Raw genomic sequence first — 8,249 nt, 5'->3', positions numbered from 1 at the left:
CTTGCGCTTTGATAATGTACCTTTTGGGCGAACGCAGTTCGCCCCTACATTGTGGACAAAATCCGTTACTGTAGGGGCGCAATGCTTGCGCCCTCCGATCGATCAGGTTTGCTGATCACCCTAAGTAGGGGGAGAGCCTTTGAGATGTTAGGGACTTGCGCTTTGATAATGTGCCATCTGGCTGGTCTGGTTCTTCTACAGAGCGATTTTCTGGCTGGGATATTATTCCTACGCAAGTCCCTTATATGTGATTCTTAAAAATTGGCTGTAACCTTTATATGACGTTACATTTTACAAGTCTCGACGCGAGAGAATAAAATAAAGACCCAGTTCCGCCACCAACTCCTCCCCAATTCCACAAATCAAAGATTCGGCATGGTAGATGTCCTCTAGGTGCATTGATATCGAAAATAGCCCTGTCGTATCTAATGTTTTTATTCCCCTTTCGCCATCCTATAATCAAACCGAAGTCATCCCAGAGCTTATCATTATATTGTTGACCATTATCAAGCCGATCAAATATTTGTTTTTGAATTGAAAAGCCAAATTTTTCTTGGCTATATTTTAACCATAGTTGATCAATTATTTGTAAGTCTTCACAAGGGAAAATATCTATATCTTCAACTCTTAAAAATTCATGTCTGTTACAAATTCTCAGCATAGTTTCAAAAGTTATTATGTCCGCTTCCTTCCATTGCTGCCGTTTTAATAAATCTTCTAAGTTTCGATAATCGATTCCTTTGGCACTTTTAAGCTGAATAGATGGGGGAGTTTGCGTAATAGTTGTCTGAGATATAGAGACTGATGTTTTTATCAGCAAAGCTTGCAACACTTCCGAGGCGGATTGATAGCGTTTTTTCGTGCCGAACTCGATTAATTTATCCAGAATATTACCTAAATCACTACTAACAGGATTATTAACTAACCACTGTCGCCATACCCATTGGTGTTCCCCCCCATCGAATAAATCAAAGGGAGATATTCCTGTTAATAAATAAAGGCAAGTTACACCCAAACTATACAAATCACTGGCATTAACTGCCTTGCCATTTCCCTGTTCAGGGGCAATATATTCAGCAGAACCGATAATTGTTCCTGTCATGGAACGATTTAAAGGACTGACAAATTTTGCCGACCCAAAGTCGACTAAAATTAATTTATTATCGCTTTTTCTGCGAATAATATTTTCGGGTTTAATGTCGCGATGAATTACTTGTTTACTATGAATAAATTCTAGAATCGGTAAAATCTCTGACAAAAGATGTTTAATTTTGGCTTCGTTAAATACTCCTTCCTGTTTTAATTCTTGTTCGAGATTTTGTCCTTCGATATATTCCTGTACGAGATATTGTCGCCCGTCATTACCGGTAAAATAGGCGTAAAGTTCGGGGATTTGTGGGTATCTTCCCAAACTATCTAAACGAATCGCTTCTTCTTTAAATAATTCTGCTGCTTTCTGTAAAGTTCCTGTTCCCTGCGCTGACGGGAAAAATTGTTTAATTACACAATAGGGTTTTGAAGGTTTATCCTCATCTATCGCTTGAAATGTCTTGCCAAAACCCCCTTGACCGATTAATTTTAGCGCTCGATAACGTTCTCTGAGCAGTAATTGAGAACCGCACTTATGACAGAATTTATCCGTGGGGGTGTTTTTGTGCGAACAATCGGGATTGAGACAGAGACTCATAGCCGTTTGACAAGTGTGGGAAGATTAACCCCTATTATAGAAAAAGAAAGCAAGCTAGGGCGACTCTAGTGGGCAAATTTTCTGATAATTCGCTGAAAATAAGGTGACAGGTATGGTCAATCCACAACCCGTTATACTTTGTCCATACCACAATTTAGCCATTTTGTCAAAAAAAATTTGACTTTGCAACAAAACTACACAAAAATTAGATCAACGTTGTTGGGGAAAAAAGGGATAATTGGCGAAAGTGTTTGGTTTTGCTCAAGGGAAAAATCTAGATTTAGCAAGGGTTTTAAGACAACCTAGACCATAAAAACCTTAAAAATTACAATAAAGGCCATCATAGCATAATGGAAAATTATACCAGAATCGCTGGAAGTATTGCAACCTCGTAAATAAATAAAAATTATTCTCAATAAATTCTTAAGTAAAAATAAATATTACCGATTGTAAATTTAAATATTTTTAAGCATTGAAGCTATTTATATATAAAATACTTATCATTTTGCCCTGATTGCCTCTGACTGGAAAGAGGGTGTAGGGTGTGGGGTGTGGGGTGTAGGGAAGAAAACCTCTTTCATCTGTAGGGGTGAAAATTTTTTCATCGGGACTGACTTGAAAGAGGCGGTCGGCAGGGGGCAGGAGGGAAAAGTACCACTTTGGGGAGGGGAGCATCTCATTTATGCAAGTGAGTAATTATACTTATCCCTAAAACTGGTTTCTAGCAAGGCTTTCAAAATAGCTTGACATAAAACTTGATTTAGGGGTTACAAAGGTGAGATGCTCCCTTGGGGAGTCAGTCGTCGATACCAAACTAGGCTAAACTCTATAGGAGAAACCCGATGACTAACTTGATTATTTCGCAAAAATATGGCTAAAAAGCTCGATTTTGTTATTCCCGCCGTCGGTGGAGTCACAGGAGCCAATTTATCTGCTTGTCTGGGAAATATTGGCTTAGTCGGCGGATTTGGCGGTATAAGCGTCGGTTTAGTGGGAATGACGGGGATTGGCATCCTGACAAGTTCGGCAATTTATGCCAGTCTGCAAGGACTAGAAACAAACGATCACAATGTCGGGTTAGCTTTGGGAATAGGAAGCCTTGGCGGAATCGGTATCTACTCTACCTTTGGGGGTGTGGGAGTCGCGGTTAAAGGTACAGCTTTCGGTGTTGGTGTCGGTTCTATGGCGATCGCTGGTGGCCTAGTCGGGTTAGGAGTCTACGGACTGATGAAAATGTTATCCCCCACCTACTCCAACAATAATTTTTATGGCAATCTAGAATTTTTTGATCGCATTACTAGAGAGTACGAAGAAGCTTTATTTTGGCAAGAAGTTACGCGAAAATATGAAAATCTAGAGGTAGAATTACAGCAACTGTTAGAAGAAGTATCTGTTCAGGAAAATCAACAGTTAGATTCTACAGAAATTACTATTCCAGAGCGTTTATCTTGGCAGTGTTTCCAAACCCTTAAAGGTCATCAGGCAAATATTGGGGCGATCGATGTTAGTCCTGATGGTAAAATTATCGCTAGTGCGGGAGAAGATCAAACCATAAAACTTTGGCAGCGAGAAACGGGTAAATTAATTTATTCCTTTGTGGGAGTTAATGAACCGATCCAAACTCTGGCTATAAGTCCTAACGGTAAATCGATTATTGCTGGTGGATTGGATGGCAGAATTAGTCAGTGGCAATTAGACACTAAGCAGTATAAAAGTAGTTTTTTCGCTCGTGTCAATGCTCCCCATAGCCACGATGGTGTAATTTTACAATTAGCTTTTGCTGCCAATGAAAGATTTATTGTTAGTGCTAGTAATGACAAAACTCTGCGAATCTGGGGTTATCATACAGGAGAATTAAAGCGAACTTTAATCGGTCATGAGGAGGCAGTTAATACCTGTGCTATTAGTCCCGATAGCCAAATTATTGCTAGTGGTAGTGATGATAAAACTATTAAATTATGGCGATTTGATCATAGTTATGCTTATCAAACTTTTATCGGTGACAGGGCAGCCGTTAACAGTTTAGCTTTTAGTAATGATGGTCAATATCTAATTAGTGGCGGTAGTGATAAAACGATTAAAATCTGGGATATAAAGACAGGAGAAATTATTAAAAGTTGGCAGGCACACGAGCAGGCAATTATTAGTATTGCTATTAATCCTCATCGCCATTTAATTGCTAGTGCTTCCCGAACAGAAATTAAAATTTGGCAAGGACAAACAGGAGAATTAATTAAAACTTTACGGGGAACTGCTCCCTTAAAATTTAGTCCTGATGGTCAATTTTTAATTACAGGTAGTTATGGAGGTAAGGTAAAAATATGGTCGGAAATCTTAGGAGAATTAGAAATATTGCCCTCCGATTCCGAGGATTGGTGGGAGGTTTTAGAAATTTCTAAAAATGCCAGTTTTTCAGAAGTTAAACAAAGATATTATCAGCTTGCTCGTCAGTATCACCCCGATCACAATTCCTCTGCCATAGCGATTAAAATTATGCAAAAAATTAATCGAGCTTACGAGCGGTTTTTATTTTCTATCTCCCAACAGTAAAATTGTCAGCGTAGGGTCAAGTATTTAACTATCTTTCGATTCTGGCTTAATCCCCCCTTGATCCCCCCTGCCCCCCTTGATAAGGGGGGTGTCGATCCCCCCTTAATTCCCCCTTGATAAGAGAGGTGTCGATCCCCCCTGCCCCCCTTGATAAGGGGGGTGTCGATCCCCCCTTAATTCCCCCTTGATAAGAGAGGTGTCGATCCCCCCTGCCCCCCTTGATAAGGGGGGTGTCGATAGGCGGGGGGATCTCCCTTGATAAGGGGGGTATCTGATAATTTTTAACGCCTACCTACTTATCTCACCATTAAGATAAATGCTATAATTATTCGATTCAAGAGCCAAAAGTAAAACCAGAAATATAGAGAGCTTACTAACAAGCTCTCTATAAAGTTTAGGTCTTTTACCACTTATCTTTCAGACTAGGATCTGTTAGCAGTATTCAAGCTACCCACTTGAATATTCAGATTAATTTTTTGTCCTTCTCGGCTAATTTCTACGGGTAAATTATCGCCAATTTGAGTATTAGCAACAATTTCCTGAACCGCATCGGGATCGGTGACATTCTTACCACCTACAGACTTTAACACATCACCCGATCGCAATCCTGCTGCTGCGGCAGGAGAATCTCTCATCACCCGCACTAACAAGACACCAGAATCATCGGGGATAGTCCAATTATCAGCCATGGGACTATCGGCTAATTGTTCTTTTACCTCTGGGGTTAACTGTACCATTTGAACACCGAGATAGGGATGTTCCACCTTACCCGTGGCGATTAATTGTTCAGCGATTCTTTGGGCAGTTTTAATCGGAATAGCAAAACCTAAACCCTGGGCATTTTGAATGATAGCGGTGTTAACTCCGATAACTTCTCCCCGAGCATTTAACAAAGGTCCGCCGGAATTTCCGGGGTTAATTGCCGCATCGGTTTGCAGGAAATCCACCCGTTTATCACTAGCACCAATTTGGGAGCCATTGCGTTCCTTGGCGCTAATAATTCCCGTGGTGACAGTGTTATCTAATCCCAAAGGATTACCGATAGCGATCGCCCATTCTCCCACCTGTAAACTATCAGAATTACCTAATTTAACCGTGGGTAAATTGCTCGTTTCCACCTGTACCACTGCCACATCAGTTAAAGGATCACTACCTAAAACTTTACCATCAATAGTGCGACCATCTTTGAGGGTGACTGTCACCTTATCTGCTCCCTCGACAACGTGAGCATTGGTGATAATTTTACCGTCATTACTGATAATAAACCCGGAACCTGTACCCCTTTGAACTTGTTTTTCTCCTCGCTCGGGTATTTGGGAACCGAAGAAGCGACGGAAAACAGGATCGTTAGCAAATTCCGAAAAATCACCGCCTCCATTGACTTCCCTAGAAGCATTAATTCTTACCACCGCCGGCCCCACTTCTTGCACCACAGAAGCGACAAAATTGGTAGGAATAACTAGGGTTGAGGGAGCGGCTGCGGCTGCTGTGGAGGGGCGAGGATTATTGGTAGCGGTGGCAATATTTTGGGCTAATTCTAGAGGATTTTGACTGTAGGCGTAGGTGGCACCGATACCTAACCCAGCACCCAAAACCAGTAAGGAGGAATAGGCAAAAAGTTTTTTCATCGCAGAAGATTTGGATCGTTTGGGATTACCTTCGTTGATCGGGGAAATATTATCGTTAAAAATATTGCGAGTCATAGTTTTTATTGTTTAACCATTTTGAGAAGGGAATAAAAGTCAGTCCTAATAATCGTGGGTGTGAGAGGAGTGTTTTGGAAAACGGCTTGGGACTGACTATCTCTAATTTAGGTGGGGGATATGAACTTACTGTGACGCAGACATGAACTTTTGATTACAAGCTCATTGTTTTATAGTTTTTGACAGCTATAAGCATTAATACGCATGGCACAAGTGAGATGCTCCTCAGCAGAATAGACTCACTACTATGGCACAATTTAATTTTTGGGTTGCATTAATTAACCTAATCTAGGGAAGATAACAATAGAAAAAAAGGAATTATGAGGATAGTTTTATGTTTTGTTAGCCTTTGGAATGCTAGAGAAGACCCAATAACCAACCGCTTGCTAAACCACTTAAATTTGTAACAGCAAGAATCAGAAAAATATTGAAATGACTAAAGTTTTTCTTATCTAAATTGATTGTAGTATAAACCTGAATAGATAATATTACTATGATCATTATTCCCATTACAACAAAATTGTCACGAAATATAAGACTGAGAGTAATACAACCTATCAATCCAGGAAAAACAAAGGACAAGAGAGTATGAAACCAAGCCGTATCTTTCCAGGGATCAAAAATTGAAGTTTTCTCTGAGAGCCAAAACACAGCCCTAGCTACAGCTCCAGCCACAACCCCAGTCGCAACCCAAGCCACAACCACACCCTCAGACTCATACCCAGCTAGAGTGCTAGCCCACAACAGAGCCACAGCCCAAGCCCAAGCCCAAGCCAGAGCCAGAGCCACAGCCCAAGCCCAAGCCCCAGCACCAGCCACAGCCCAAGCCAGAGCCCCAGCCCAAGCCACAGACAAAAAAGCCCAAACTTCCCATCGTGCTGAATTGGCAGCTAAAATGTAACCAATTACACCATAAACAAAAAACACACCGATTAACCAATCCCAGGGAAGAGCTTGGAGTTTTTTCTGAAGAGAATTATCAGAAGGTTTTGGGTTAACAAGGGCTTTTGTTTCAGCTACTTTTGGCTCTTTCCTTGGCTGTGGGGGATTAACTTTTTCTTGACGATATTTTTTTTCTACAGGAGGCGGTGGTAATTCCAATTGTTGAAGCCAATCGGACATAGACTGAGGGCGGTTTTCTTTTTCCAAAGCCATCCCCAGAGTAATGGCTTTGTTAAGATGATCACTTAAATTAGGATTAATTTCTTTCGGTGATGTTAAGGGACGATTATCTAAACGGCGTTCCATTGAAGGAGTCGGTTTTTGACCAGTTACCGCATAATAAAAACTGGCGGCTAGGGCATAAATATCCACGCTCGGCTGACGATTGGCCTTGCTACCTTTATAAACTTGTTCATAGGGGGCAAAACTGGGATTTGCGGCATAATCCGTCGAACTACTACCAGCCGGAATAATCTCTTTAGCAATGCCAAAATCAATCAAGATAGCATTCCCATTGGGTTGAATCATAATATTGTCAGGGTGAGCATCTCGGTGTACCATTCCTGCTTGATGAACCACCTCTAATGCGCTACCAATTTGCCGAATATATTTTAAACATTCCGCTTCCGATAATTTTCCTTGAGTTTTCACCCTTTCCATCAAAGTTTGACCCTGAATAAAATCCATCACCAAACAGGGAACTTGACCTTCAGTAAAAAAATCGGAAATACGGACGATATGGGCATGGGGAGTCTGGGAAAATTTGGCTAACTTGCGCCCTTCCGCCTCAAATTGTCTAACATAATCCTCGTATTCCGTATCTCTTTTCTGCAAAATATCAGGAGTTTTGATCACCACTTCCAGGGTGAGTTGGCGATGACGTGCTTTATAGGTCAGGCCAAAACCTCCCCGTCCCAAGACCTCAAGGATCTCGTACTTGCCATTGTGGAGGAGTTGTCCCGCTTGCCAAACCATAGAATTTTGCAATAGTTGTTTTTATCATACCAAAAAATCTGCTTTTGTCTCAAAATTGGCTTATGTTTTGGTATTTGAGTTTGTAGGGGCGAAGCATTCGGATAAGAAATTTACGGTTTCAGCGATAGGTTATTGCCCGAATGCTTCGCCCTTACGGGAGTTTGGTGGTGCTTAAGTTTACACCAATGGCACGTCTTGCATCCCATTGTGGTTAGTGAGTTTATCGAACTGCAATCGCCCTTGATCCCCCCTTGATCCCCCCTTGATCCCCCCTTGATAAGGGGGGTTTGATCCCCCCTTGATCCCCCCTTGATAAGGGGGGTTTGATCCCCCCTTGATCCCCCCTTGATAAGGGGGGTTTGATCCCCCCTTGATCCCCCCTTGATAAGGGG

4 protein-coding genes are annotated in these 8,249 nt (G+C 41.5%); 1 reads left to right on the top strand and 3 read right to left on the bottom strand.

Annotated features, from left to right (window positions below; all coding sequences use genetic code 11):
* Positions 1-274: 274 nt before the first annotated feature.
* On the bottom strand, positions 275-1,687 hold the full coding sequence (locus IM496_RS19210) for a protein kinase domain-containing protein (RefSeq protein WP_287662952.1): 1,413 nt from the start codon (positions 1,685-1,687) through the stop codon (positions 275-277).
* An 870-nt stretch (positions 1,688-2,557) separates the two neighbouring features.
* Here IM496_RS19210 and IM496_RS19205 point away from each other — a divergent pair.
* Entirely contained in the window at positions 2,558-4,237 is a 1,680-nt protein-coding gene (locus IM496_RS19205; RefSeq protein ID WP_287662951.1) for a WD40 domain-containing protein, read from the top strand.
* A gap of 422 nt (positions 4,238-4,659) precedes the next feature.
* Here IM496_RS19205 and IM496_RS19200 read toward each other — a convergent pair whose 3' ends face one another.
* Both IM496_RS19200 and IM496_RS19195 read right to left on the bottom strand, forming a co-directional pair.
* Complete coding sequence (locus tag IM496_RS19200) at positions 4,660-5,940, bottom strand: HhoA/HhoB/HtrA family serine endopeptidase (RefSeq protein WP_287662950.1); 1,281 nt, start codon at positions 5,938-5,940, stop codon at positions 4,660-4,662.
* A 357-nt stretch (positions 5,941-6,297) separates the two neighbouring features.
* Positions 6,298-7,857, bottom strand: a complete 1,560-nt coding sequence (locus IM496_RS19195) for a serine/threonine protein kinase (RefSeq protein ID WP_287662949.1) — start codon at positions 7,855-7,857, stop codon at positions 6,298-6,300.
* Positions 7,858-8,249 lie beyond the last annotated feature (392 nt).

Source organism: Microcystis sp. M049S2, from assembly GCF_020245625.1.
GTDB classification, from domain to species: domain Bacteria; phylum Cyanobacteriota; class Cyanobacteriia; order Cyanobacteriales; family Microcystaceae; genus Microcystis; species Microcystis ichthyoblabe_A.
Note: the sequence above shows the minus strand (reverse complement) of the source record. Positions and strands in the feature narration are given on the sequence as shown.

What these genes read in the sequence shown, in the direction of transcription:
- IM496_RS19210 (WP_287662952.1), bottom strand. Translation starts at nt 1,687, where the DNA reads ATGAGTCTCTGTCTCAATCCCGATTGTTCGCACAAAAACACCCCCACG.
- IM496_RS19205 (WP_287662951.1), top strand. Translation starts at nt 2,558, where the DNA reads ATGGCTAAAAAGCTCGATTTTGTTATTCCCGCCGTCGGTGGAGTCACA.
- IM496_RS19200 (WP_287662950.1), bottom strand. Translation starts at nt 5,940, where the DNA reads ATGACTCGCAATATTTTTAACGATAATATTTCCCCGATCAACGAAGGT.
- IM496_RS19195 (WP_287662949.1), bottom strand. Translation starts at nt 7,857, where the DNA reads ATGGTTTGGCAAGCGGGACAACTCCTCCACAATGGCAAGTACGAGATC.